This window comes from Bacillus vallismortis (assembly GCF_004116955.1).
GTDB lineage: Bacteria > Bacillota > Bacilli > Bacillales > Bacillaceae > Bacillus > Bacillus vallismortis.
Genome location: NZ_CP026362.1, coordinates 1,111,518 through 1,136,668, shown reverse-complemented (window position 1 = coordinate 1,136,668; position 25,151 = coordinate 1,111,518). Strand labels below are relative to the sequence as shown.

The window sequence follows — 25,151 nt, the reverse complement described above, 5'->3', positions numbered from 1 at the left end:
GGAGCATATAGTTTGAACAAGCGGACTCTCTTCTGAAAACTCTTTGATCAGCACAGCACTGTTTAGGTATAATGAGTTCAAGTATCAATTTCCTGTATATAGTTGAAAGGTGCTGTGGTTATTTTGAAGAAAATCCTTTTGTCTATTGGCGCTCTCTTCACTGCTGTTATTGCGATTGGGATTGTTTTTTCGAATGTCATTCTGTTTATCAAAAAGAAGACAGATGAAGACATTATCAAAAGAGAGACAGACGATGGACATGATGTGTTTGAATCCTTTGAACAAATGGAGAAAACCTCTTTTGTGATTCCATCCGCTTACGGATATGATATAAAAGGATACCATGTCTCTTTGCATAACACCCCAAATACCATCATTATCTGCCACGGGGTGACGATGAATATGCTGAATTCTCTTAAATATATGCATTTATTTCTCGATCTCGGCTGGAATGTGGTTGTTTATGATCATCGCCGGCACGGACAAAGCGGCGGAAAGACGACTAGCTACGGCTTTTATGAAAAGGATGATCTCAGCGAGGTTGTCAGCTGGGTCAAAAATAAAACAGGCCATCACGGATTGATCGGCGTTCACGGGGAATCAATGGGTGCTGCGACTGCCCTGCTTTACGCTGGTGACCACTGTGAGGATGGCGCTGATTTTTATATTGCCGATTGTCCGTTCGCACGTTTTGATGAACAGCTCGCCTATCGGCTGAAAGTGGAATACAGGCTCCCGTCTTGGCCGCTGCTGTCCATCGCCGACTTCTTTTTGAAGCTGAGAGGCGGCTATCGCGCACGCGAAGTATCTCCGCTTGCTGTCATTGAAAAAATCAAAAAACCGGTCCTCTTTATTCACAGTAAAGATGATGATTATATTCCGGTTTCTTCAACCGAGCGGCTTTATGAAAAGAAACCCGGACCGAAAGCACTGTATATTGCCGATAACGGTGAACATGCCATGTCGTATACCAAAAACAGGGATGCGTACCGAAAAGCGGTACAGGAATTTTTAGAGAAAATAAACATACTGAACCCTTAGACCTGCCCTTGTTTTCCAAACAAACGTGAGGCCTTTCTATAACAGATAGGCCTCACGTTTTTTACGGCGCTTAACATGGGATGAGAGATTGACCAATATCCCGGCTGAAATCAGCATAAATAGTAACGAAGAACCGCCATAGCTGACAAACGGAAGAGGAATTCCGGTAATGGGGAGAAGGCCGAAAACTGCGCCCAGATTAAATAACGCTTGAATCATGATCTGAAAGGTCAGGCCGATTGCCAGCAGTTTTCCAAACGGGTCATTGATTTGAACAGCGATCCGAACGCCTCTGAACATCATTAACAGGTAGGCCCCAATCATCATCAACAGCCCAACAGCACCGAGTTCCTCGATAACAACCGCCATAATAAAGTCCGTATGGGCTTCAGGAAGAAATCCCAGCTTTTGAACACTCTTCCCCAATCCATTTCCCCAAAACCCGCCCGAATCAATGGCAAGGTAGGAATTGATGAGCTGATAGCCATCTCCGTTTTCATCCTGAAAAGGATTGCTGAACGATGTCAGTCTTCTCATCCGGTACGGCGCCGTTATAGCAAAGTATGCAATACCGGTTCCGGCCATTGTCCCGAGAAGCAATAAATGCCGTTTTCTGATGCCGGCGCACAACAAAATAGCTCCGCAGCTTAACAGAATTGAAACGGCGGTGCCCAAGTCCGGCTGTTTTAGAATCAGAAAGAACACAGCCGCCAAAATGAGAAGCGGAGGCATGACGCCCTTTCTGAAATTAGCGATGTACCGCTGCTTTTTTGCATACACGCAGGCAAAATAAATAACCATCACAAGCTTTACGGCTTCAGACGGCTGAATGATGAGCGAACCGACATGAATCCATCTTTGGGAATTGTTTTTCTCCACCCCTATCATCGGCAACAAAACGAGAATCAGCAGCAAAAACGCAAACTTCACTAAAAACCGGATGACTTTGCCGTAGGCTTTGTAAGGGAAAAAGGCGGCAGCGCCAAAAAAGATGAAACCGATGAGCAGCCATTGCAGCTGTTTCATAAAAAAGTAGCTGCCATTGTCATACTTTATATAACCGAGGGGATAGCCGGCGCTGTAAACCATCAGCAAACCAAATGAGGATAAGAACAGAACCGCTGCGATTAACACATAATCAAGCTTCTTTAGATGGGAAAGAATCTTTGCCACTATCAATCCCACCCCCTGCCGAACATATAATGCTTAGATCTGATATTCACACTAAAAACGAGACCTAAAGCAATCATATTGGTCAACAGCGCGCTGCCGCCATAGCTGATAAACGGAAGAGCGAGCCCTGTAACAGGCATTAACCCAATCGTCATTCCGATATTTTGAAATACTTGAAATAGAATTAAACCCGCAACCCCCGCAGATATATAAACACCAAACAGACTGTTGGACCGCATCGCAATCCTGATAATTCTGTAGATCATCAGAAAGTACAGACAGATTACTGTTACGGCACCCATAAAACCGAACTCTTCACCAATGACAGCGAATATAAAATCGGTATGAGCCTCCGGAATTTTCCCTCCTTGAACTTGGACTCCTTGAGTGAAACCGCTCCCGGTCAGCTGACCCGATCCTATTGCCAATAACGACTGTGTCAGCTGGTAGCCATATGTGGACGCATGTTCATGAGGGCTGAGCCAGCCGTATATCCTGTCAAGCTGATGAGGTTTTATGATTTTTGAAAATATGTCAAAATAATAATTATGTAAAAACGTCAACAAGGTGATCAATGCTATAAACCCAAGTGACAGGAACATGATCATTCTGCCCGAAATCCCCGAGACCAGCATTAACGTGAATGCAATCGACAATATCACCAATGCAGAGCCTAAATCAGGCTGAATCAATATGAAGAAAAATGGTATCACTGTGTACACCATGATTTTACCCGTCGGAATGAGGCTCTCTGTGAAGGAGAACCTTTTATGGTGATATTGATTGAGTACCGAAGCCAACAGAAGAATTAAAATAATCTTCATAAATTCTGTGGGCTGGATTTCTAACACCCCGAAGCTGAGCCACCTCTGTGAACCATTTTTATATGTTCCAAAAAAATGAACGAGAATGAGAAGAAAAACGGTTCCCACAAATAACCGAAGCGCCAATCGGTCAAGCAGCTCGTAATCGATATAGGCTGTTCCGGCCATGATGCCAAACCCGACAAGATACCAAATAACCTGACGCTTGGCAAAATAAAAAGGGTCTTCTGTTTCATACTGCCCCGACCCGCTGTAAACGGCCAGCAAACTGATGAAAAACAGACAAAGTAAAATAAGCAGAAGACTGATGTCAATGTTGGTTTGTTTTCTTTTCATCTTTAACGTGCTCCATTATGATTTAGGTGACAATTGATTGAAGACGAGTTGAATCGCTGCGGCGTCATCGATATATCCGATCGGAAAAATATAATCGGGTATAACATCAACAGGAATAATGAAATACAGCAAAGCACCGCCTATCAGCAGCAATTCACGTGGCGTTCCGCGCCCTGAGGTAAATCTGCAATACATGTCCTGCAAACGGGTCAGGAAAGGGCCAATGCCGCTGACTTTCTCGACTTTATCTTCAAACTCGTCCTGAATCGTACGCTTCCCTTCTTCTGTCTGAGAATATTGCTGGTACTCATTCAGTTTGCTTCTCAGCTCTTCCGCTGTAAAAGACCGCCCATAGACATTTGAGGTTTGCAAAACATCTTCAATTTCATCAATTGATGAGTGAATATCCAGACGGCCGTTCTCCTGCTTCTTCTCCATTTGATAACCCGCCGCTGTCATCAGCTCATCAAAAGAAACGCCAAGACTGTCTGAAAACCTTTGTAAATGGTTTAGGTTTGCTTTTCTTTTGCCATTGATGATTCTCGAAATGGTCGCTTTATCAATTTGTGTGCGTTCGCTCAATTCTCTTAATGATAAAGATCTTTTTCGCAAATGCTCTTTCAGCAGCGCTCCTAACTGATTTTGCTTTTGTTCATCCACCATTCTGTTCTCCTTTCACACTAAAAACGTATCAATCTATCAGCCTAAAGACTAAGACGGTATAATGATATAGATTCGTTGTCAAAATGTCAACGAAGAACCATAGAAGCTTTAAAATTAAGTGTTTTCTATTCTGATCCTGTTGACAGTTAAACAAAAATCGCTTTCTGCCATAACGCAAATCAACCCCTGTTTTTGACGTCAAACCATCTCCGTTTTTTATGGGACTCCCATACTTTGTATTGCGCGTTTATTAACGGAGGACTTTTCACGCTGTTTCTTCGATCATCTCGCATCTCTTTTCCACAACTCTACTCCCAAGTTGCTTGTGCTAAAACGATTGATGTTGGCACCTCAGCGGAATATACCACTTTGGAAGCGTCTTGGAACCTTAGGTTTTTCTTTTCCATAATAAAAAGCGAAAGGCCTCTTCGGCTCTTTCGCTTTTCCATTTCATAAAACGTCGGTAATGCCATCCATATTTTCTCTGATCCATTCAATTGCAAGATCTATTGTTGTAAACTCCTGCGTTTCGAAGGTCATTTCATCCTGCAGCAGCCAAACATCTTTCTTGATTGACTCTGCTCCTCCAATTGACCAGTGGAGCAAGGTATAGGGATGGTTTTGGTTCAGGAAGGATACCCACGTTTTATTCTGTGCTGTGTTCTTCATTGACTTCAGCTTTTGTTCCACGTTTCGTGTCTCCCTACTTTACTAATATGCTCATTCTGGGGCTGAGCATTTCAGCCGGGCTTTTCAGCGCCAGTGTTTTGGCTTTTTCATTGTAATCGATCGTCATTTGATCGTCAAAAAACACTTTTTGCGACGATTGGATATAAAGCGGGATGCCGTTCGTTTCCAGCTGCTCGCACTGTCCCGTTAATTCGTTTGCCAGCCAAATTGTCGGTACACCGCTTACCGCGCAGCCGCATCCTTCTGCATCGTAACGAAGCTGGGCTTTTTTCCCTGGGTTGGCGTCAAACGCCTGCTGCAGTGTCTGTTTCGCTGCATCTGTCACATGTATGTTCATAAGGTGAGACCCCCGTTTCCATCATTTTCGCTATTGTAGCATACAACGCTTCCATCCGCATTGTTTCTGCCTTCTTTCCATCGCTTCGCATGTTCTTCTGCAGCCTTCATCCAATCATGTTTCTCTTGTATGTACTGATCGATACGATCCGGATAATGGGCCGCCAGTCGTTTTTTGAGAACAGCGTATTCGGCCGCTATTTTTGGATGGGCTCTGAGATAATCTCTGAACAGCATATGCCTTTCAACAGCAGGGTTTCCCTTTTCATATATATGGACGTGGTGGGTGCGTTTATTTCCGCCCTTTTGGAAATAACGCCTGCCAGCTATGCCGTTTTCTCCTTTCGGTGTATAGCCGATAGCCTTCATTTGTGTATCATATTGGCTTACAGCTTCAATACATCTTACTTCAATCAGAATATCAATGATTGGCTTTGCCGCCATGTTCGGGATCGATGTGCTTCCGATATGATGAACACCGATGATCTCAGGTCCGAACACAAGCTTCAGCCGTTCTTTTTCTTCACTGAAAAGTTCCGCCCATTTTTCATTGTAGAGAACCACTTCAACTTTTCTTTTCGGATACAAATGAAAGACCGACAGCACCAGACCCTCCGCTGCTCTCACCGTTTCAATCTTTTGAAACCCTGCCTTTGTGTACAGTGACACGGCCGGTGTATTGTTCTCGGCTGTTGCCACTTCAATCAGCTCAGCGTCTTCGTTTTGCTCGATGACAAATCGCAGAAGTGCTCGTCCAATCCCGTTTCTGAAACTGCCGGGATGCACAACCAGCCTGCAAATGGTGAGATGATGCATGTTTTTCTCATATGAAATGACGCCGATCAGTTTGCTGTCTTTCCGATATCCCGCAAACTGTTCATGAGATGCTTGAATATCCTTGACCTTCTCTTGTAAGGCGGGAATACCGCCAAAACCGATTAGCTCCGCTTCTTTGATGTAGGCGGGCTGCTGTACGGCAATAATCTCACGCGCTGCGCTGTCTTTCTTATGCTGAAGAAATTCAATCATTTCTGTTCTCCTGAAAATAGCCGCTGCCTCTCAACCTTTGCGACGCGGACTGCATACGACGCGTACCAAACGCTCTTTCCTTTTTCTTTTGCCGCTTGATGTTCAGTGTGATGCTTCCAGCGATTTATGGCGTCCATACTGTCCCAATAGGAAACCGTTATGCCCCTTCCATTCGCTTCCCGAACGCTTTCGACGCCTAAAAATCCGGGCTGATCCGCCGCCAGCGATACCATCCGCTCTGCTGTTTCCGCATATTCTGTGTCACTTTCGCTTTTGACAGACGAAAAAACGACAGCATAATAAGGAGGCTCAGGGGTTTTTGATAAAAAATCCATCCTATTTCCCCCTCATATGTTTTTGACAAACAGGACCTTGTCTTGGCCCGGGCCATCGTAGTTTGCAAACACTGAAACGCCATTTACCGTTTTGGTGCCCTTTTCAATGTCAAAGCCCAACTTTGTGTGATACGCGATTGATACCTTATTCACCGGTGAAGTGACGCACTTGATCCGGGTGCAGCCTCTTTGTTTTACCGTTTCAATAAAGACATCATATAATTGTTTCCCTATTTGCATTTTTCTGAAATCAGGGTGCACACCGGAGAAATGGATGTATGCCGTTTCAGGATCCGATTGCGATTGAAACCCGATTAAAAATCCTGTCATACTGTTCTGTTCAGATGTAATAAAGCTTGTGTCCTGAAAATGCTCAAAAAATAGTCTCGGCAATTTTTCTTTCAGCTGCCGGCCGCCCCACCATTCATTCATTACAGACGTTACCATTTCATAATCTGAAGACGTAATTGTTCGAATATCCATTTACGATTTGATCTCCCTCCGTCTGGCAAAACGAATGTCAGCTCTTTTTTTCTGCAATATAAAAATTATATTTTGCCTGACTGGAATTGTAAATGCCTTCTTTTCTGCAACATATTTCTCCCCCCAGTGCAGGGGGGAGAAACTTTACAGCACAATATCAAGCACCTGATCAAGTTTCAGCTTATAAATCTGATCCTCGTCTGCTTTTACCCATACTGTTTTTTCAAACTCTTCATACCGGCAGATTTTCCCGGTGCGGCGGACGATTTCACCGTCCTGGAAGCAGCTGACAGTGACATTCTGAGCAAACTCCATCGCGGCGCAAAGCGTTTGATTCATTTCCTCCAGCTTATCAGAATCAAGGATCGGCTTTTGCAGCTTTTGTTTATGGCGCTTTCTCTCAAGCAGGCTTTGTTTATGTTCCGGCAGAAACATCCTGCTCCCTTCCCACAGCATGTTGCCTCTTTTTAAATGGTCGTTCATTTATAATGCCCTCCTATTTTAGCCGCGCGTTCAAATGCCTGGCCTGCCGCTGTCAGTGACGCCGCCCTGATGATGGCTGTATCGCCGAACCGGCTTTTAATGCCATCCATCACATAGCCAAGGCTCATTTTCTTTGCATCATCCTGAAATAAATTGAGCTGCCATATGTCATCAGAGGAGAGCTGAGACAAATTGACCCCGAGGCGGCGGACAGGCTTCCCGTCCCAAAACGTAAGAAACAGCCGGCATACGGCCTCATATACATCCTGGGTAGAATTTGTCGGCTCCGCCAGCTTCACTTGCCGGTTGAAGCCCGTCGGCCAATCAAAATCAGCACCCCGGCAGCTTACTGACACCGTCTGCCCCATTGCCCCGGCGTTTCGGCTTCGCCTGCACACTTCTTCACTCAGTTCCAGCAGCACGACCTTGATTTCTTTGTCAAAGTGTTCGTAGTCTCTCGGGAGAGTCATTCCATGGCCTATCGCCTTTTGCCCGTCCAGAGATGAAGTTGACACAGGAGAATAGTCGATCCCGTTCGCTGTCATCCACAGCACGTGGCCGTTAATGCCCCATTTCTTTTTTAAAAGTTCGAGCGGAAAAGACGCGAGCCCGCCGATCGTGCTGATGCCCATCCGGTTTAAGTGATGCTTCATTCGGCTCCCAACGCCAAACATGCTGCCCACCGGAAGCGGCCACATGTCGGTTTTCATATTTTCTTTCGTTAAGGTAAAAATACCGTTCTTATTCTTTTTGGCAAAATTGTCGCACGCGATTTTGGCCAGCGCTTTATTAGAGCCGATTCCGACCCGCGCATAAACGCCGATCTCCCGCATGATTCTGCCCTGAATGCTTTTCGCGATCTCCTCCGGCGCCCCAAACAGCTTCTGGCTGCCTGTAATGTCCATGAATTGCTCATCAATGGAATACGGTTCCACAAGGTCTGTATATTCCTCTAGAATCGCCGTAATTTGGAGTGATACATCAATATACCGCTGCATACGGGGCCGGAGCACAATAGCTTCAGGGCACTTTTCCTGCGCCTCCCACAAACGCGATGCATTCGCGACCCCCGTTTGTTTTGCCAGCGGGCAGGCAGCCAATACGACTCCTCCCCTTTTTTCGGGATCACCCGACACAATGACGGGCCTATTTTTCAAATGTGGATTTTCCGCTTTCTCTACAGATGCATAAAACGATTGCATGTCAACGAGAAAAATCACTTTTTCTTTCATCATACACACCTCTAAAAAAAGAACTTATGTTCGTTTTTCTATTATATGCGAAAGTACGTTCGGTTTATACTGGTAAATGATTCTTGTCTGACAGAAAATATGATCCAAGGGTGTGAGAGAAGAAAAACATTTAGTAGAATAAAAGCGAAGCATAAAGATAGGAGAGTCATAATGGAGAAATTTGTCGAGAAAATGATGGGACAGGCACTGCGCCAATACGGCCGAAATGTTGCCATAGATCCATTAAGCCCGTATGAAAAACAAAGCCTGAAAGCAGCCTTGGAAGAGAGACAGAATGAAGAGCCCGATGAGGATCTGCATGCGCATATAGAAGATATCATTTATGACTATGTCACAAACCAAGGGCTGTTCTCTTAACCATGGGCGAAAAGAAACAGAGGTGCACAGCGCCCCGAATTGGACTATCCGCTCTTTCAGCCGCTATGCGGCTTTTCTTTGAAAACACCGCCGTGATAACAAACAATCGTTTTGCCATCACGGAGAAAGGGTCTATCCAGTGTCACCTGCATCAACGCCATCGCCTTTCCTATTAACCAGACACCCGTTTAGTTCCACAGCCTGCCTAAGCTTTGAAATGCTCACGTATTGCAGCATCAATTACATTACATAATGTGCTTTCACTACCATAACTAAGCATCGGATATATTGGCATGTTCCTTCTCAACGCTTCAGCCGCCACTTCAACGATGTACACTCCGACAGCGATAAGATATGTTTTCATATGAAAAAGAAAATATTTTGAATGTTCCATTGGATAAGGAAATTTTTTCATATATGATAGAAAATGATCTTACATACAGGAGAGAATACGATTCATGAAGAAATGGAAAGATATCCACCCCATCAGCTGGACAATTATCATCGGAACCATTTTCGGCCGAATGGCAACATCGATGAGCATTCCTTTTTTAGCGATTTATTTAACAGCCGTCCAAGGCACATCAGCTTCTTATGCCGGACTTGTTATCGCCGCAAGCTCATCAGTGGGCATCCTTGCGAGCTTTTACGGCGGATATATCTCGGACAAATTCGGCAGAAAAAACATGATGCTCGTGTCCATTTTCGGCTGGATGCTGGTATTTGCAGGGTTCGCGGCGGCATCTCATCTCTGGATGTTTTTTGTGGTAAACGCATTAAACGGTCTTTGCAAATCACTGTTCGAGCCCGCTTCAAAGGCTTTGCTGTCTGATATGACAGAAGAAAAAACGAGATTGCTTGTTTTTAATTTACGCTATGCGGCTATTAATATCGGCGTGGTCTTCGGACCGGTGCTCGGCCTGTATTTCGGCTCATCGCAATCGACCGGACCCTTTTTGGTCCCCGCAGTGATTTACGGATTATACGGCCTTATACTTGCTGTCCAATTTAAAAAACATCCATCCTCGTCAGCATTAGGCCAATCCCGGCATATGAGCGTGCGGGAAGCGTTTATGGTGACGCAAAAAGATCATCTTTTTACAATTGCTTTGGTTGGCATTACGCTATGCACCTTCGGCTACTCACAATTCAGTTCCACATTCCCGCGGTATATGGCGCAGAACCCCTTGATCAGCAATGGAACGAAGCTGTATGGGGTGATGCTCACGTTAAACGCAATCGTTGTGCTGGCGACGCAATTTCCCATCGTCCATTTTGCAAAGCGTTTTTCGCCGCTTTGCTCCCTGATGCTCGGTAATGTGATGGTGAGTATCAGCATGGCCATTTTCACCATATCACACGGTGTTTCCTCACTAGTGATGATTGTGGTCACATTTACAATTGGTGAAGTGCTTCTATTCTCTATGATGGACTTGTTTGTAGACCAGATTGCAAAACCAGGATTAAAAGGCACTTATTTCGGGGCAATCGGTTTTTCACAGCTCGGAAACGTTATTGGCCCCTGGATTGGAGGGTTGTGTATAGATCTGTTTGGCGCCGGACGGCCGATTTTTATTTTTTCTGTCTTGAGCGGCATTACCCTGCTCGGCCTGCCATTTTTAGCGTTCGCCTATCGGCAGATGAAAACGGAAATCACAAAACACCGTTCCGGCCTGGAAAAGCCGCTTTAACTAAAAAAACGCGGGAGAAAACCAATCTCTCCCGCAACGATGAAGTGATGAACATGCATATAGGCCATTTGATGTTCATCTTTTCGTATTTATTATGTTTGCAGGTTATAAGCTTCAAGTATGCGAAGAACCGAAAAGCGCAGCTTGACCGCATTGAGAAAAAGCTTAACACCCTATGATTGACCGCTTGGGGCAACGAGCTCTACCTTAATCCTGTCCGGATCCTCACAATAAACTGCATAATGCCCGTCTCCTCCGGCAAAAGGATGCCGGTCTCGGTACAACACACGATAGCCTTTTGCCGCCAGTTTTTCGGTCATCAGGTCGACTTGCAGCTTGGATTCAGCATGAAATGCGAGATGGTTCAGCCCGACGCGGCACCTGTGGTATTCCGGCTCTAGAAATGGCTCTTTCGCCTGCACAATCACAAGGTAAAAACGATCTTTCTTCCAGCTGATGCCTGAGCTCCATTTTTGATACTCTTTATAGCCAATTTCGGTTAGGAACCATCCCCAAAATCGCCTAGAGGCTTCCAAATCAGAGACATACAGTTCGATATGATGCACGATATCACACCCGCCTTACCAGCACTTCTTCAACCTTATGCCCGTCTCCCTTACGCAAAATGAGATCCGACCTGAATTTAGTCGGCAAGATATTTTCATATAAGTTCGGCCGGTTAACACTCTCCCAAATCGAGGCTGCCATCTCGTCAGCCTCTTGATCAGACAAGTCTTTAAATTTATGAAAATAAGAATCGGGATTTTGAAACGCAGTTTCCCGAAGCAGACGAAAACGTTCTAAATACCATGTGAAAATCCGGCTTTCGTCCGCGTCCACATAAATCGAAAAATCAAAGAAATCGGAGACAAAAATACGCGGATCTTCCCGGTCATCCTCCAAGGTGGGCGACTGAAGAACATTAATCCCTTCAATAATCACAATATCGGCCTGTTCCACAACCTCGAACACGCCTTCTTCCCGGTCATAGGTGAGATGGGAATACACCGGAGCCTTTACGCTGTCTTTTCCTGATTTTAAGTCATTCAAAAATTCGAGCAGCGCCTTTACGTCATAGCTCTCAGGAAACCCTTTTCGTGACAGCATATTTCGCTTCTTCAGCTCGGCTGTAGGAAATAAAAAACCATCTGTCGTGATAAGGCTCACTTTAGGGCTTCCCGGCAAACGCGAAAGAAGCTTCTGCAAAATTCGCGCCGTCGTGCTTTTTCCGACTGCCACACTGCCGGCAATGCCGATCATAAACGGAATTTTGGCTGAATGAGGATGCTTCAAAAAAACATTGACATGCTGATTGCGTTTAGCGGCAGACTCAACATGCAAATGAAGGAGGCGAACAAGCGGGATATAAATCGTTTCCACTTCTTCAACAGATAAATAATCATTCAGCCCTTCCACAGCTTTTGCCTCTTCTTCTGATACAGCAATCGACAAATGTCCCCCAAAACCAGACCAAGACTCACGATTGTGCTGTGTATATAATGTATGTAAGTTAAGCTCTTTATTTTTCACTGTTTACACCTGACTCTCTGTAGGTTAAAACCCTTACAAAGATTGTAACGGAAAACCCTTTCACTGTCTGCTTATTTTTTCAGCAAATCCGCACCGATTCGATTATACGCGGACATCTCTTCTTTTGGAACCATGCTTCCTCCCGTTCCCCAGACGACATGGACAGCATGTTCCATGTTATATTTCTGGCTATAACGCCTTCCTTCTTCTGTCGAAAAAAGCTGAACGGGCCCGAACATGCCGGCAAGAGCAGAGGGCTCTAAATCGTTATTTTCAGATACAGCTAGCAGATGAAGCAAGGCATAAAGCGTATCGTCCTCTACGGTATAACAGCCGCTCAGCAGCGGTTCAATCAGCTGTCCGACAAATCCTGACGGCCTCCCTACAGCAAGCCCGTCAGCAGCCGTCCGATTATCGAGGCCGATATCTTGAACAGAAATCTTCTCGTGAAGGCCGGAATAAAGCCCCAACAACATACAAGGTGAATGAGTCGGTTCAGCGAAAAACACATGAACATGGTCGCCATATAAAAGCTTAAGCCCAAGTGCCACACCGCCCGGCCCTCCGCCGACACCGCACGGCAGGTACACAAACAGCGGGGTCTCCAGACTTGGTTGTACATTTATACAGTCAAGCTGTGTTTTTAATCGGCTGGCGGCAACAGCATATCCTAAAAACAGCTGACGGGAATGTTCATCATCAATAAAATAACAAAATGGATCTTGCGCCGCCTGCCGTCTCCCTTCTTTCACCGCTTCACTGTAATCAGATTCATATTCTATGACAGTAACACCCTTTTGGCGAAGCAGATCCTTTTTCCACTGCTTAGCATCGGCGGACATATGGACTGTCACGCGAAACCCAAGTGCGACACCGATGATGCCGATGCTTAATCCAAGGTTTCCTGTCGATCCGACAGCAATCGAATATCGGGAGAAAAACGCGGCGAACCGCTCTTCCTGTAAGATGCGGTAATCATCGGTTTCCCGAAGCAGTCCTTCTTGAAGCGCCAGCATTTCAGCATGTTTTAATACTTCATAAATCCCGCCCCGCGCTTTAATTGATCCTGAAATCGGGAGCTCATGGTCGCACTTTAGAAGCCATCTTCCCGGAAATGGCTGCTGATATGCCGCTTCGAGATGTTTCTTCATATGCAACATGTCAAAAAGCCGAGACTCGATCATTCCTTTGGCATCTTTCGTCTCAGGAAACACCTCGGCAATATAAGGGGCAAATCGCCGCAGCCTTTTTTCCGCCTCCGCTATCTCAGTTTCCCACTCATCTGCATGCAATAACGGGCTCTCTTTCTTGCCCGGATTTTCCCAGAATACAGGCTCTGCCTCCATCAATTTCTGAATGAACGGATCTTTAAACAGAACATGAAGGGCTTCTTGATGAATTGGCATCCAATGATTTCTCCCTTCCTCTAAAAAATGGCCTGTGCATATACCAACAGCCAGCACACCCCAGGCAGTTCCACTGTTATTTTTTCGTAAGCACACGTCCTGCCAGCTTTTCAACAAGGGCAGGAAACAGCTGATACAGCTTGGTGCCGGCATTCATTAAACGCGGAAGATTAATCTCCCGTTTGTTCGTAAAAATAGCAGCGGTAATTTGAGCTGCCACGTCATCAGGGTCAAGCATCCATCGGCCGAGATTTTTGACATAGTCCCCGCCTTTATCAGCAATGGAAAAAAAGTCCGTCTGAATCGGTCCCGGATTGACTGTTGTCACATTAATGCCGGTTTCCGAAAGCTCCATCCGCAAAGCGTTTGAGTAGCCGAGCACGGCATGTTTTGTTGCGGAATAAAGGCTCGACTTTGGTGTTGCAATTTTCCCCGCTTGGGAAGCGATATTGATGATATGGCCTTTGTTTTGCTCAAGCATTTGCGGAAGCACCGCTTTTGTACAGGCGATCAGTCCGAAGACATTCACATCAAACATCGCTTTCATATCCTCCAGTGTCGAGTCTAAAACCGTTTCAAATATACCGAATCCCGCATTGTTGATCAGTACATCAACCGAGCCAATTTGATCTCGCACACGGGTGATATCCTCTAAGCGGCCGACATCCAGAGGGAGAATCTCACACTGTCCGCTCCACTCTTCAGTTATCTTCCTTTTGATTTCTATCAAACGATCCTCGCGTCTTGCCGACAGCAAGACATGGGCTCCTTCAGCCGCGCATAAGTATGCGATTCTTTCACCGAGCCCTCCTGAAGCGCCGGTGATCCATATCCGCTTTCCCGCTATTTGCTTCATCCCTTTCACCTCTTCATCGTTCTAAAGTATGCAGTATTTCCTTCCCAATATGACGTGATGGATTCTTCTGCAGCCAACACATCCAGATGCCCTGCCGTTTCTGACACCGTTAAAAATAATTCCTTTTCAAACACAGCAGGAAAAAGCTGCTGACAGACCTGAAAAACAGTCATGGGCTTTTCGTCCAGCATACGCCGCACATCCTCCGTCCTGTTCCTCTGCTTGTCAAAACGCTTCTCAATCAGCGCCTGTACGCTGGTGATCGTCTCGCCATGACCGGGAAAAACGATTGTTGGATCAAGTTCAGACAGCCTTCGCAAGGACCGCTGATAATCGACTAAAGGCTTTGATCTTATGTCCCCTGTTTTCGGCGCTTCCAATATTGGATTAGACGAGCTGTTGGCCAGCAGAAGATCGCCACCAAGCATTCTCCCGCTTTTTTCATGGAAAAGAACGATATGCGACTCGGCATGCCCTGGCATTTCCAAAACAGTCCAGCCCTCAAGCCCATCAATGCCCATCCCTTCTCTGACTGTTTTCGTCAGGGATCTCGTACAAGAAAAGGCGTACGCCGACCGTAGCAGCTTTTCCGCCTTTTCCGCATCAAATGGGACGCCTAATTCAGGCAGCAGCTTTTGAAAAAAGCATTTTTGCCAATCCATAAAAGCTTGATCTCGGCTGATATAAGGTTCGTTGAACGGATGCCCAATCACTTCGATTTCATTAGAAAAAACATCAAGCAAGCCGGCATGATCAGCATGATGGTGAGTCAGTACAATCTGCTCAATATCTGACATTTTCACATTTACAGCGGCAAGTTGCGCTTGAAGCGCTCTCACAGCCTCTTTTGTATTCGGCCCGGCATCAATAAGTGTCAGCGCGTCACCTTTTACGAGGTAAACGATAACATCGCCGACAGCAAACGGCGTCGGGACGCGAATGGGAATGATATCTAGAGTTGTCATCCTTTTGCTCCTTGTCTTCATTCATTATTCATATTTTAGCTTTTTCTTAGTCTTGTGTCATTATTGCCGAATGAGAACGTCTCTTTTTGAAAAAGCTATTGACATGAGCTTGTCCGCCATTGCATAATGAACAACAAACTAAAACGAGAACCATTGGAACGCTATGACGAGGAATCGTATACAAGGCAATAGCCAAAGAGAGCGATACCCCCGGCTGAAAGGTATTGCAGCCCGCTTGTTTGTAGAACCTGTCCTCAAGTCGCGGTTAGGCAACCCTAAACGTTTCCCGCGTTATGGGATTTGAGCTGAGCACAATCTGTGCTAATGAGGGTGGTACCGCGAACCTTTTCGTCCTTTACGTGATGAAAAGGTTTTTTGTTGTTCTGATAAAAGGAGGATATCAATGAAAAAGATAGGATTTGTCGGCGCCGGGTCCATGGCAGAAGCAATGATGAAAGGCATTTTGCAAAGCGGCATCACAAAACCAGAACATATTTATATCACAAACCGCTCAAATGACGAGCGTCTGACTGAATTAAAGGAATTGTATGGCGTGCGTCCATGCAGGGATAAAAATGAGTTTTTCGCTCAAACCGATATTCTCTTCCTTGCTTTTAAACCGAAGGACGCGGCGGAAAGCATCGGCAGCATCCGCTCGTATATCAAAGACCAGCTCGTGATTTCAGTGCTTGCAGGCCTTACCATCGAAACCATTCAGCACTATTTTGGCAGCAAGCTTGCGGTCATTCGCGTCATGCCTAATACATCCGCAGCCATCCAAAAGTCAGCAACCGGATTTTCTGTAAGCCCTGAAGCAAACCAGGACGATATCATTGCCGCAAAAACGCTATTGGAAACAGTCGGGGATGCCACACTGGTTGAGGAACGGCACCTTGACGCTGTCACGGCGATCGCCGGCAGCGGGCCGGCCTACGTGTACCGTTATATCGAGGCAATGGAAAAAGCGGCGCAAAAAGTAGGTTTGGATAAGGAAACGGCAAAAGCTCTCATTTTGCAGACTATGGCAGGGGCAACAGAAATGCTCCTTAAAAGCGGTAAACAGCCCGCAATGCTGCGCAAGGAAATCACAAGTCCGGGAGGCACAACTGAAGCAGGCCTTCGCGCTTTACAGGACTCCCGCTTTGAAGAAGCGATTATTCACTGTATTGAAGAAACCGCTAAACGCAGTGCAGAGATCAAAGAGCAGTTTTCCGGTGCTGCAATAGAGAAGTAAGCACAAAGACAGGAGGATCACATCTTCCTGTCTCAGATTATTGACAAAATCCTAAAACGACCTCCGTTTTAGGATTTTTCACCTTTTCAGCGTGATTGAAAATCCTTGAAGTCTAGAGAGGACGAGCATCGAAGCAGACTTTCGCAGAATGCTCAGCTTTTAGCCGCTCATCTTTTCTCAGCTGGGCACCAACGCGCAGGACTGACAACGAATGCGAGGGGTTGTCGACACGCTGAGAGACAGAAGGCTCAAAGCCTCCTGTCTTTTATTTCCCCTAAAAGCGAGCAGCTTCTGATGGTTGTAATAGCGCGGAAATCGTAAATGAAAGCAAATCTGGAAGCACTTCAAAGGAATAAGGCAGATACAGCCTTTCCGTCCATTTGTGCGGATCTTTTCCAGCCGGACCGACATTTAAAACCGGGACATATAATGCCTGATCTTTGCGGCTTGGCAGTGTATATCCCCTATTAAAGAGCGGCATATTGCTTGTATACGCGTCAACTTCCTGCTTTTCGAGCTGCAGATAGCTTAAGTCTGAAAGTCCGGGAAAATACTGAACCTCCCGCAACGCAATGCCGAATCTGTCAGCTGCATAATGGGTAAGCTGATCAGCTGTATTCCTGATCAATGGATCGTCCTTTGAAGAAACCGAAGGATAAAATGGCGGGCTGTAGAACAGAACAATGAGCGGCGCATCTTCCTTACAAAGCGAAGCAAGCTCAGACACCATTTTCGTTGAAAAATCCCTGTCCCCAAGATCTCCCCTGTTGGCAAAGGCATAATTCAACACCCGCTCTGTTTCCGAGTTTCCGACACGCTTTTTCGCACGTGTGACCAGCTCATCAAAAGTCAAAACAGAGACGGTGCGTTCCACCGGAGTAAACGACTCAAATTGCTGGAAATCCTGTGTTTTCTTCCGAATATTCGCGGTGATTTCTCTCGCCGCCTGCTCCGCGGTTTTCAGCAGCATCTGATGCAGTTCACTGGCCGATCGTTTCATGGACAGCACATTAAATAACGTGACAGCTGTATGTGGTGTCTGAACAGAATACGCCTCTTTCAAGTCCTTTTGCATTAAATTTACCGGCGGCGGAGTGACTTCACCTTCAACCTTCTCGCAATAATCAGCATTCAATTCAAGCAAGCGGTTCAACTCAGATACCATTAAATTTGCGTTTACGCCTGAAAACGGCTCTCCGACATGAGTTTCAATCCCCTTGCAGAAAAACCCCGCAAGTACCTTGCCAATGCTTCCGGAGTAAAAATATTGCTGCTGGTCGCCGGGAAATTTTTCAAACATCGGTTCGGCATTCAGGCAAGCTGTTAATGTGATATCATGCTTTTTCTCCATTTCCTTCAGTACAGGAACAGCTTCAATCATGCCTTTCGAATTTGCTTCCTCGTCAGGAACCGTAATCAACAGCAGATTTCCTTCAAACTGGCCGTCCATCGCCCGCTCCAGCATCGACAGCTGAACAGCGAGCCCCGCTTTCATATCCATCGTCCCTCTTCCAAACAGCCAGTCGCCGCTTTCAGCGTCTGTTCGCACATGTTCCGGAAGGAGCTCTTTTTTCTCTAAAAAAGAGCTCAAAAGCTCAGCGGGCTTACATGCCATATGCTTGAACTCTCCGTAGTCCTCTATGTCCACGACATCAAAATGGCTCAGCAAAAGCACTGTCTTTTTGACATTCTTCTTTTTGACAAGAGCCGTTAGAAAGGATCTGCCGTCATCCATCGGATGAAGTGTTACATCCTCAGGATGTGTTTGAAAATAAGGCTTGTCTTTCAAAATAAAATAAAGATATTCTGCAAGTGCTGCCTCTCCCTTCGAACCGGTGATGCTTTCGTATTGCACAAGAGAAGTTAAAAGGGTCAGCAATTCGTCTTTCGTCTGCCAATTCATCGATCTCCGCCCCTCCTTTGTATAAAAACGCTTCTAGCCTGAAAAATAAGATGATTCCCTGTCTATTATACCGAAATATGTAACAAAACGGATCTTTTGAGCAGTTTATATGACGGGAAAGAAATCACTTGATATAATCAACCTCTAAAAACCTTACGGGAGGCGAAAGAAATGGCCAGAACATTATTCACACCGATAACAATTAAAGATATGACATTAAAAAACCGCATCGTCATGTCGCCAATGTGCATGTATTCTTCTCATGAAAAGGACGGAAAATTGACGCCGTTCCACATGGCGCATTACATATCGCGCGCAATTGGCCAGGTTGGGCTGATTATTGTGGAGGCATCAGCGGTTAACCCTCAAGGACGGATCACAGACCAAGACTTGGGGATTTGGAGCGACGACCACATTGAAGGCTTTGCCAAACTGACTGAGCAAGTCAAAGAACAAGGATCAAAAATCGGCATTCAGCTTGCCCATGCCGGACGTAAAGCAGAGCTTGAAGGGGATATTTTCGCTCCATCGGCCATTGCGTTTGACGAACAATCAGCAACACCTGTAGAAATGTCAGCAGAAAAAATAAAAGAAACGGTGCAGGAGTTCAAACAAGCGGCTGTCCGCGCAAAAGAAGCCGGCTTCGATGTGATTGAAATTCATGCGGCGCACGGATACCTCATTCACGAATTTTTATCTCCGCTTTCCAACCATCGAACAGATGAATACGGCGGCTCTCCAGAAAACCGTTACCGTTTCTTAAGAGAGATCATTGATGAAGTCAAACAAGTATGGGACGGCCCTTTATTTGTCCGTGTATCCGCTTCTGACTATACAGACAAAGGCTTAGACATCGCCGATCACATCGGGTTTGCAAAATGGATGAAGGAACAGGGTGTGGACTTAATTGACTGCAGCTCAGGCGCCCTTGTTCACGCTGACATTAACGTATTCCCCGGCTATCAAGTCAGCTTCGCTGAGAAAATCCGTGAACAGGCCGACATGGCAACTGGTGCTGTTGGCATGATTACAGACGGTTCTATGGCTGAAGAAATTCTGCAAAACGGGCGTGCCGACCTTATCTTTATCGGCAGAGAGCTTTTGCGAGATCCTTTCTTTGCAAGAACAGCGGCGAAACAGCTTAATACAGAGATTCCGGCCCCTGTTCAATATGAGAGAGGCTGGTAATGTCCAAAAGAGATATCCTCAAACGGATATCTCTTTTTTTATTTTTTAGAGAAACGATCAGCTCAGGTTCTCCGTCTCCCTAGTAGAACCAATTAGAGGAGATGACTCCAATGAGCTCAGCTTGGATGGAAAAGACATATACAATTGACGGATGCGCGTTTCATACAAAATTCCGAAGAGGATCAAGCGGTGTAACGATTGTCTTTGAGGCCGGCTACGGTACGTCTTCTGAGACGTGGAATCCATTAATAGCGGATATTGATGATGAATTTGGCATTTTTACATATGATCGGGCGGGAATAGGAAAAAGCGGGCGAAGCAGCGCTAAGCGAACAGCTGACCAAAAGGTAAAAGAATTGGAGAGTTTGCTTCATGCAGCAGATGTAAAACCTCCTTATCTGGCTGTTTCACATTCATACGGAGCTATCATCACCGGATTGTGGGCTTGCAAAAACAAGCCCGATATTATCGGCATGGTTCTCCTTGATCCAGCTTTAGGGGATTGTGCAAACTCCTCCTTTATTCCTGAAGAAATGCACAAAGCAGATACAAGCAAGATGATGACTGAGGGCACACATGCAGAATTTTTAGGAAGCCTGCAGATTCTCAAACAACGGCAAGTCCATTTGGAAAACATGCCCCTCCTCGTGTTGTCATCAGGCGAACGGACTACGCAATTCACTACTGAACAGGATTGGCTAAACATGCATAGGAGCATATTGACTCTATCTCATCAAAGCGGCTGGATTCAAGCGAAAAACAGCTCACACAACATCCATCATGACGAACCCCATATCGTTCATTTGGCTATTTATGATGTATGGTGTGCAGCATGCCAGCAGGCTGTACCGCTTTTTCAGGCAGTCAATTAACATAAAAAGAAGACCGGGTATGTAACGCCCGGTCTTCTTTTATGATTACTTTGTTTCACGATGAAGGGTATATTTCTTTAAACGCGGTGAATATTTTTTCAGCTCTAAACGGTCTGGGTTGGTGCGTTTGTTTTTTGTTGTGATGTAATTCCGGTCTCCCGTTTCAGTACAGGCTAAAGTAACATTGACTCTCATATGAACATCTCCTTATAAAGCGTAATGATTACGTTTTATTATACAACATCATCACAAATTGTCAAATAAGAACGCTTGGCATCAGCCCCGCGGGACGTGTACCTCTAAGAAATCATACGCCGCCACGCTGTTCGGGAAAACGTCAGCCGCTTCTTTCTGAAGCTCCAGCGAGGAATCTCCCTGATATCTGGCGCTGATATGGGTTAAAATGAGCTTCTTTGCCCCTGCTTCTTTCGCTGTAATGGCCGCTTGTTCCGTTGTACTGTGAAAATAATCATAAGCAAGCTTCCGATCTTCCTTAGCAAAGGTCGCTTCATGAACAAGCACATCACAATCCCGTGCAAGCGCCTTTAGCTTGTCACTTACTCTCGTATCTCCGGAAAAGACTACAGCCCTCCCTTTCTTCGGAGGCTCCAGAAAATCATTCCCATTGATGGTGCGCCCGTCTTCTAGTGTTATCGTTTCGCCATTTTTGATTTTTTGATACACAGGACCGGGCGGGATGTTCATTTCCTTTAATACATCCGCCTTCAAGGAGCCTGGCACGTCTTTTTCCTGGACGCGGTATCCGAAGGCCTCCACTCCGTGAATAACCGATACCGCTGTGACTACAAACTGATCGTCTTCAAACACGATCCCTTCCTCGATTTCCCGGATCACAAGCGGATATGTCAGATGGGTTTTTGTGACGGCAAGGCTTGTTTCAATAAACGCCTTAATCCCTTTAGGTCCATATACCGTCAGCTCGTCTTCTCCGCCTTGAAAGGAACGGCTCCCCAGAAGCCCCGGAAGCCCGTATACATGGTCACCGTGCATATGGGTAATGAAAATTTTTTCGATTTTTCGAGGTTTAATCGTAGTATGTAAAATTTGGTGCTGTGTGGCTTCCCCGCAGTCAAACAGCCATACCGAACGCCTTTCTTCAAGCATTTTCAATGCGACCGACGTTACGTTTCTCGCCTTAGCGGGAATGCCGGCTCCCGTCCCTAAAAAAAGTAATTCCACATTTCCTTCCTCCTACTAGAACTAGTTACCTACAAGAATACAGGATCATGCGCAAAATGTGAATCTTGCCCTTGAAAGGAACAATCCTTTTGTTCTAGAGATATTTTAAAGCATTCTGCAAAAAAAGGGCTTAAATGTTTGCTTTCGTTGAATTTTAGATTTAAAATGAAGGAAATATACGGGGTGTACTAAAATAAAGCTTCGAATAAAGTGAGGTACTTTTAGTGAAAACAAACCAACAACCAAAAGCAGTAATTGTCATATTCGGCGCAACGGGAGATTTAGCAAAACGAAAACTGTATCCGTCTATCCACCGTTTATATCAAAACGGACAAATCGGAGAAGAGTTTGCAGTAGTAGGAGTTGGAAGAAGACCTTGGTCTAATGAGGATCTTCGCGAAACTGTTAAAACATCCATTTCCTCATCTGCGGATAAACATATAGATGATTTCACGTCTCATTTTTACTATCACCCGTTCGACGTGACAAACCCTGGCTCTTATCAAGAGCTTAACGTATTGCTTAACCAGCTGGAAGATACATATCAAATTCCGAACAACAGAATGTTCTACTTGGCAATGGCTCCTGAATTCTTCGGGACAATTGCAAAAACATTAAAATCAGAAGGTGTGACAGCAACAACAGGCTGGTCCCGCCTGGTCATTGAAAAGCCGTTTGGCCATGATCTGCCAAGCGCACAAGCGCTGAACAAAGAAATCCGCGAAGCGTTTACTGAAGATCAAATTTACAGAATTGACCATTACCTAGGCAAACAAATGGTTCAGAACATTGAAGTGATCCGGTTTGCGAATGCGATTTTCGAACCGCTTTGGACAAACCGCTACATCTCAAATATTCAAATCACATCAAGTGAATCACTCGGCGTCGAAGACCGGGCGAGATATTACGAAAAATCAGGCGCTCTGCGCGACATGGTGCAAAACCATATCATGCAGATGGTTGCCCTTCTTGCAATGGAGCCGCCGATCAAATTGAACACAGAAGAAATCCGCAGCGAAAAGGTGAAGGTGCTGAGAGCACTGCGCCCTATTGCAAAAGACGAAGTCGATGAGTATTTTGTGCGCGGGCAATATCAAGCCGGTGAGATTGACGGTGTGGCGGTTCCCGCTTATACGGATGAAGATAATGTCGCTCCTGACTCCAATACAGAAACCTTTGTTTCAGGAAAGCTCTTGATCGACAACTTCAGATGGGCTGGTGTTCCATTCTATATCCGCACCGGAAAACGAATGAAAGAAAAGTCCACAAAAATCGTCGTTCAATTTAAGGACATTCCGATGAACCTGTACTACGGCAATGAAAACAACATGAATCCGAACTTGCTCGTCATCCATATTCAGCCTGACGAAGGCATTACGCTTTACTTGAATGCTAAAAAGCTTGGCGGAGCAGCACACGCGCAGCCAATCAAGCTGGATTACTGCAGCAATTGCAATGATGAGATGAACACCCCTGAAGCATATGAAAAATTGATTCACGACTGTCTTCTTGGCGATGCCACAAACTTTGCACACTGGGATGAAGTTGCCTTGTCTTGGAGTTTTGTCGATGCCATTTCTGAAACATGGGCAGCAAACAAGACCCTATCTCCAAACTATGAGTCAGGCTCTATGGGACCGAAAGAATCAGATGATCTTTTGGCGAAAGACGGCTTGCACTGGTGGAATATATAATACAGAAAAAGCCGAAAATGCTGTAGCGCATTTTCGGCTTTTTTGCGGCTGTCAACGCTCATTCAATAACAAAAAACCCCGAAGCCCTAAGGGCTTCGGGGTCTTCTATTACTTCATCCATTCAGTATGGAAAATACCTTCTTTATCTGTACGCTCATAAGTATGGGCGCCAAAGTAGTCACGCTGCGCTTGAATTAAGTTTGCAGGGAGTACAGCTGTGCGGTAGCTGTCATAGTAAGCTAATGCGCTTGAGAATGATGGCACCGGTACACCTTGGGCAACTGCAAGTGAAATCACTTGGCGAAGCGCTCCTTGGTAGCTTTCTACAATATTTTTGAAGTAGCTGTCAAGAAGCAGGTTATCGAGCTCAGGTTCGCGATCGTAAGCTTCTTTGATCTTCTGAAGGAATGCAGCGCGGATGATGCAGCCGCCGCGGAAGATCATAGCGATTTCGCCGTATTTCAGATCCCAGTTGTATTCTTCAGAAGCTGCTTTCATTTGAGCAAATCCTTGCGCGTAAGAACAGATTTTACTCATGAACAGCGCTTTTCTGACTGCTTCAATCAGTTCTTCTTTATTGTCTGTAACAGGCTTCACTTCAGGTCCTGAAAGAAGGCCGCTCGCTTTCACACGCTCTTCCTTCATAGCTGAGATAAAGCGCGCGAATACAGACTCAGTAATAATCGGAAGCGGAACACCTAAGTCAAGCGCGCTTTGGCTTGTCCATTTTCCTGTTCCTTTTTGTCCTGCTTTATCGAGAATGACATCAACAAGCGGTTTGCCTGTCTCTTCGTCTTTTTTCGTAAAGATGTCAGCCGTAATCTCAATCAGGTAGCTGTCAAGCTCGCCTTTATTCCACTCAGCGAAAACTTCATGGAGCTCATCCGCTGAAAGGCCGAGCACCTGTTTCAAAATGAAGTAAGATTCAGAGATCAGCTGCATATCTCCGTATTCAATTCCGTTATGCACCATTTTCACATAATGGCCGGCACCGTCTGGACCGATATATGTCGTACAAGGTTCTCCGTCAACTTTTGCAGAAATCGCTTCAAGAATCGGCTTCACAAGCTCATGTGCTTCTTTTTGTCCTCCAGGCATGATAGAAGGCCCTTTAAGCGCTCCTTCTTCACCGCCAGAAACGCCTGTTCCGATAAAATGAATGCCGCTTTCTGCAAGTTCTTTGTTACGGCGCTGTGTATCTTTATAATATGTATTACCGCCGTCAATTAAAATATCATCCTTCTCTAGATGAGGAAGAAGAGATTGAATTGTCGCATCTGTTGCAGTTCCCGCTTTCACCATTAATAAGATTTTGCGCGGTGTTTCCAAGGATTGTACAAACTCTTCAATGCTGTATGTGCCAACAACATTTTTTCCTTTTGCCTCCTGCAAAAACTCCTCAGTTTTACTGCTTGATCTGTTGTAAACAGAAACAGAAAATCCCCGGCTTTCGATATTTAAAGCCAGATTTTTACCCATGACCGCAAGTCCGATAACGCCGATTTGTTGTTTTGACATATTCTAACGTCCCTTCTTCAAACGTTTAATCATTTTAAAATTTAAATTAAAATAAAATGATATTTATAATAAAGAAATTACCATACTTTCA

Annotated in this window: 25 protein-coding genes and 1 pseudogene; 7 read left to right on the top strand and 19 right to left on the bottom strand. The window is 45.4% G+C overall.

Annotated features, from left to right (window positions below; genetic code table 11):
- Positions 1 to 123 precede the first annotated feature (123 nt).
- Positions 124 to 1,041 carry an alpha/beta hydrolase gene (locus BV11031_RS06170; RefSeq protein WP_010328202.1) on the top strand — a complete coding sequence of 306 codons (918 nt, stop codon included), beginning with the start codon at positions 124 to 126 and terminating at the stop codon, positions 1,039 to 1,041.
- 36 nt (positions 1,042 to 1,077) lie between these two features.
- Here the strand turns inward: BV11031_RS06170 and ftsW are convergent, their stop codons facing one another.
- The 10 genes and pseudogenes from ftsW to BV11031_RS06120 form a co-directional block, all read right to left on the bottom strand.
- Complete coding sequence (gene ftsW / locus BV11031_RS06165) at positions 1,078 to 2,214, bottom strand: putative lipid II flippase FtsW (protein ID WP_010328203.1); 1,137 nt, start codon at positions 2,212 to 2,214, stop codon at positions 1,078 to 1,080.
- Positions 2,215 to 2,216: 2 nt separating this feature from the next.
- Positions 2,217 to 3,374: a rod shape-determining protein RodA gene (rodA, locus tag BV11031_RS06160; protein ID WP_010328204.1), complete on the bottom strand. Its 1,158-nt coding sequence runs from the start codon at positions 3,372 to 3,374 to the stop codon at positions 2,217 to 2,219.
- Between the two features lie 15 nt (positions 3,375 to 3,389).
- Positions 3,390 to 4,034, bottom strand: coding sequence for a helix-turn-helix domain-containing protein (locus BV11031_RS06155; RefSeq protein WP_010328205.1), 645 nt, complete (start codon positions 4,032 to 4,034; stop codon positions 3,390 to 3,392).
- A 453-nt stretch (positions 4,035 to 4,487) separates the two neighbouring features.
- Positions 4,488 to 4,727, bottom strand: coding sequence for a YqkC family protein (locus tag BV11031_RS06150; protein ID WP_003236767.1), 240 nt, complete (start codon positions 4,725 to 4,727; stop codon positions 4,488 to 4,490).
- A 13-nt stretch (positions 4,728 to 4,740) separates the two neighbouring features.
- Complete coding sequence (locus tag BV11031_RS06145) at positions 4,741 to 5,064, bottom strand: iron-sulfur cluster biosynthesis family protein (protein WP_129550703.1); 324 nt, start codon at positions 5,062 to 5,064, stop codon at positions 4,741 to 4,743.
- Positions 5,061 to 6,092 (bottom strand): bifunctional GNAT family N-acetyltransferase/GrpB family protein, encoded by a 1,032-nt coding sequence (locus BV11031_RS06140; RefSeq protein WP_010328206.1) that lies wholly within the window; start codon positions 6,090 to 6,092, stop codon positions 5,061 to 5,063. Before BV11031_RS06140 ends, BV11031_RS06145 begins: the two co-directional genes overlap by 4 nt.
- A pseudogene (locus BV11031_RS06135) lies at positions 6,085 to 6,427 on the bottom strand (antibiotic biosynthesis monooxygenase family protein). The gene BV11031_RS06140 and the pseudogene BV11031_RS06135 overlap by 8 nt, the downstream one beginning before the upstream one ends.
- Before the next feature lie 12 nt (positions 6,428 to 6,439).
- Positions 6,440 to 6,910 (bottom strand): GNAT family N-acetyltransferase, encoded by a 471-nt coding sequence (locus BV11031_RS06130; RefSeq protein ID WP_121642839.1) that lies wholly within the window; start codon positions 6,908 to 6,910, stop codon positions 6,440 to 6,442.
- 144 nt (positions 6,911 to 7,054) lie between these two features.
- Positions 7,055 to 7,393 carry a YolD-like family protein gene (locus BV11031_RS06125; RefSeq protein ID WP_010328591.1) on the bottom strand — a complete coding sequence of 113 codons (339 nt, stop codon included), beginning with the start codon at positions 7,391 to 7,393 and terminating at the stop codon, positions 7,055 to 7,057.
- Positions 7,390 to 8,628 (bottom strand): DNA polymerase IV, encoded by a 1,239-nt coding sequence (locus BV11031_RS06120; RefSeq protein ID WP_082246300.1) that lies wholly within the window; start codon positions 8,626 to 8,628, stop codon positions 7,390 to 7,392. The genes BV11031_RS06125 and BV11031_RS06120 overlap by 4 nt, the downstream gene beginning before the upstream one ends.
- Before the next feature lie 168 nt (positions 8,629 to 8,796).
- Between BV11031_RS06120 and BV11031_RS06115 the strand changes: the two genes are divergently transcribed.
- Both BV11031_RS06115 and BV11031_RS06110 read left to right on the top strand, forming a co-directional pair.
- Positions 8,797 to 9,003 carry a YqzH family protein gene (locus tag BV11031_RS06115; RefSeq protein ID WP_010328593.1) on the top strand — a complete coding sequence of 69 codons (207 nt, stop codon included), beginning with the start codon at positions 8,797 to 8,799 and terminating at the stop codon, positions 9,001 to 9,003.
- A gap of 458 nt (positions 9,004 to 9,461) precedes the next feature.
- On the top strand, positions 9,462 to 10,694 hold the full coding sequence (locus BV11031_RS06110) for an MDR family MFS transporter (protein ID WP_129550702.1): 1,233 nt from the start codon (positions 9,462 to 9,464) through the stop codon (positions 10,692 to 10,694).
- Between the two features lie 173 nt (positions 10,695 to 10,867).
- Here BV11031_RS06110 and BV11031_RS06105 read toward each other — a convergent pair whose 3' ends face one another.
- The 5 genes from BV11031_RS06105 to BV11031_RS06085 form a co-directional block, all read right to left on the bottom strand.
- Positions 10,868 to 11,260 (bottom strand): VOC family protein, encoded by a 393-nt coding sequence (locus BV11031_RS06105; RefSeq protein WP_010328343.1) that lies wholly within the window; start codon positions 11,258 to 11,260, stop codon positions 10,868 to 10,870.
- A 4-nt stretch (positions 11,261 to 11,264) separates the two neighbouring features.
- Positions 11,265 to 12,224 (bottom strand): type I pantothenate kinase, encoded by a 960-nt coding sequence (coaA, locus tag BV11031_RS06100; protein WP_010328342.1) that lies wholly within the window; start codon positions 12,222 to 12,224, stop codon positions 11,265 to 11,267.
- A 71-nt stretch (positions 12,225 to 12,295) separates the two neighbouring features.
- Positions 12,296 to 13,630 carry a D-serine ammonia-lyase gene (gene dsdA, locus BV11031_RS06095; RefSeq protein ID WP_010328341.1) on the bottom strand — a complete coding sequence of 445 codons (1,335 nt, stop codon included), beginning with the start codon at positions 13,628 to 13,630 and terminating at the stop codon, positions 12,296 to 12,298.
- A gap of 76 nt (positions 13,631 to 13,706) precedes the next feature.
- Positions 13,707 to 14,486: an SDR family NAD(P)-dependent oxidoreductase gene (locus BV11031_RS06090; RefSeq protein WP_010328340.1), complete on the bottom strand. Its 780-nt coding sequence runs from the start codon at positions 14,484 to 14,486 to the stop codon at positions 13,707 to 13,709.
- Positions 14,487 to 14,491: 5 nt separating this feature from the next.
- Complete coding sequence (locus BV11031_RS06085; protein WP_010328339.1) at positions 14,492 to 15,451, bottom strand: MBL fold metallo-hydrolase; 960 nt, start codon at positions 15,449 to 15,451, stop codon at positions 14,492 to 14,494.
- 403 nt (positions 15,452 to 15,854) lie between these two features.
- On the opposite strand from BV11031_RS06085, the gene proC reads away from it, so the two are divergent.
- Positions 15,855 to 16,685 carry a pyrroline-5-carboxylate reductase gene (gene proC / locus BV11031_RS06080; protein WP_010328338.1) on the top strand — a complete coding sequence of 277 codons (831 nt, stop codon included), beginning with the start codon at positions 15,855 to 15,857 and terminating at the stop codon, positions 16,683 to 16,685.
- Between the two features lie 274 nt (positions 16,686 to 16,959).
- Here proC and BV11031_RS06075 read toward each other — a convergent pair whose 3' ends face one another.
- On the bottom strand, positions 16,960 to 18,588 hold the full coding sequence (locus BV11031_RS06075) for a M20/M25/M40 family metallo-hydrolase (protein ID WP_010328337.1): 1,629 nt from the start codon (positions 18,586 to 18,588) through the stop codon (positions 16,960 to 16,962).
- 171 nt (positions 18,589 to 18,759) lie between these two features.
- On the opposite strand from BV11031_RS06075, the gene namA reads away from it, so the two are divergent.
- Entirely contained in the window at positions 18,760 to 19,776 is a 1,017-nt protein-coding gene (namA, locus tag BV11031_RS06070; protein ID WP_010328336.1) for an NADPH dehydrogenase NamA, read from the top strand.
- A 110-nt stretch (positions 19,777 to 19,886) separates the two neighbouring features.
- Positions 19,887 to 20,648, top strand: coding sequence for an alpha/beta fold hydrolase (locus BV11031_RS06065; protein WP_010328335.1), 762 nt, complete (start codon positions 19,887 to 19,889; stop codon positions 20,646 to 20,648).
- Positions 20,649 to 20,693: 45 nt separating this feature from the next.
- On the opposite strand, the gene rpmG is transcribed toward BV11031_RS06065, so the two are convergent.
- Positions 20,694 to 20,843 carry a 50S ribosomal protein L33 gene (gene rpmG, locus BV11031_RS06060; protein ID WP_003226511.1) on the bottom strand — a complete coding sequence of 50 codons (150 nt, stop codon included), beginning with the start codon at positions 20,841 to 20,843 and terminating at the stop codon, positions 20,694 to 20,696.
- An 81-nt stretch (positions 20,844 to 20,924) separates the two neighbouring features.
- The gene (rnz, locus tag BV11031_RS06055; RefSeq protein WP_010328334.1) at positions 20,925 to 21,848 is read right to left on the bottom strand and encodes a ribonuclease Z; all 924 of its coding nucleotides are present in this window, start codon (positions 21,846 to 21,848) and stop codon (positions 20,925 to 20,927) included.
- A gap of 224 nt (positions 21,849 to 22,072) precedes the next feature.
- Between rnz and zwf the strand changes: the two genes are divergently transcribed.
- A complete protein-coding gene (gene zwf / locus BV11031_RS06050; protein ID WP_010328333.1) occupies positions 22,073 to 23,542 on the top strand; it encodes a glucose-6-phosphate dehydrogenase in 1,470 nt (489 codons plus the stop codon).
- A gap of 108 nt (positions 23,543 to 23,650) precedes the next feature.
- Here zwf and gndA read toward each other — a convergent pair whose 3' ends face one another.
- Positions 23,651 to 25,060: an NADP-dependent phosphogluconate dehydrogenase gene (gene gndA, locus BV11031_RS06045; protein WP_010328332.1), complete on the bottom strand. Its 1,410-nt coding sequence runs from the start codon at positions 25,058 to 25,060 to the stop codon at positions 23,651 to 23,653.
- Positions 25,061 to 25,151 lie beyond the last annotated feature (91 nt).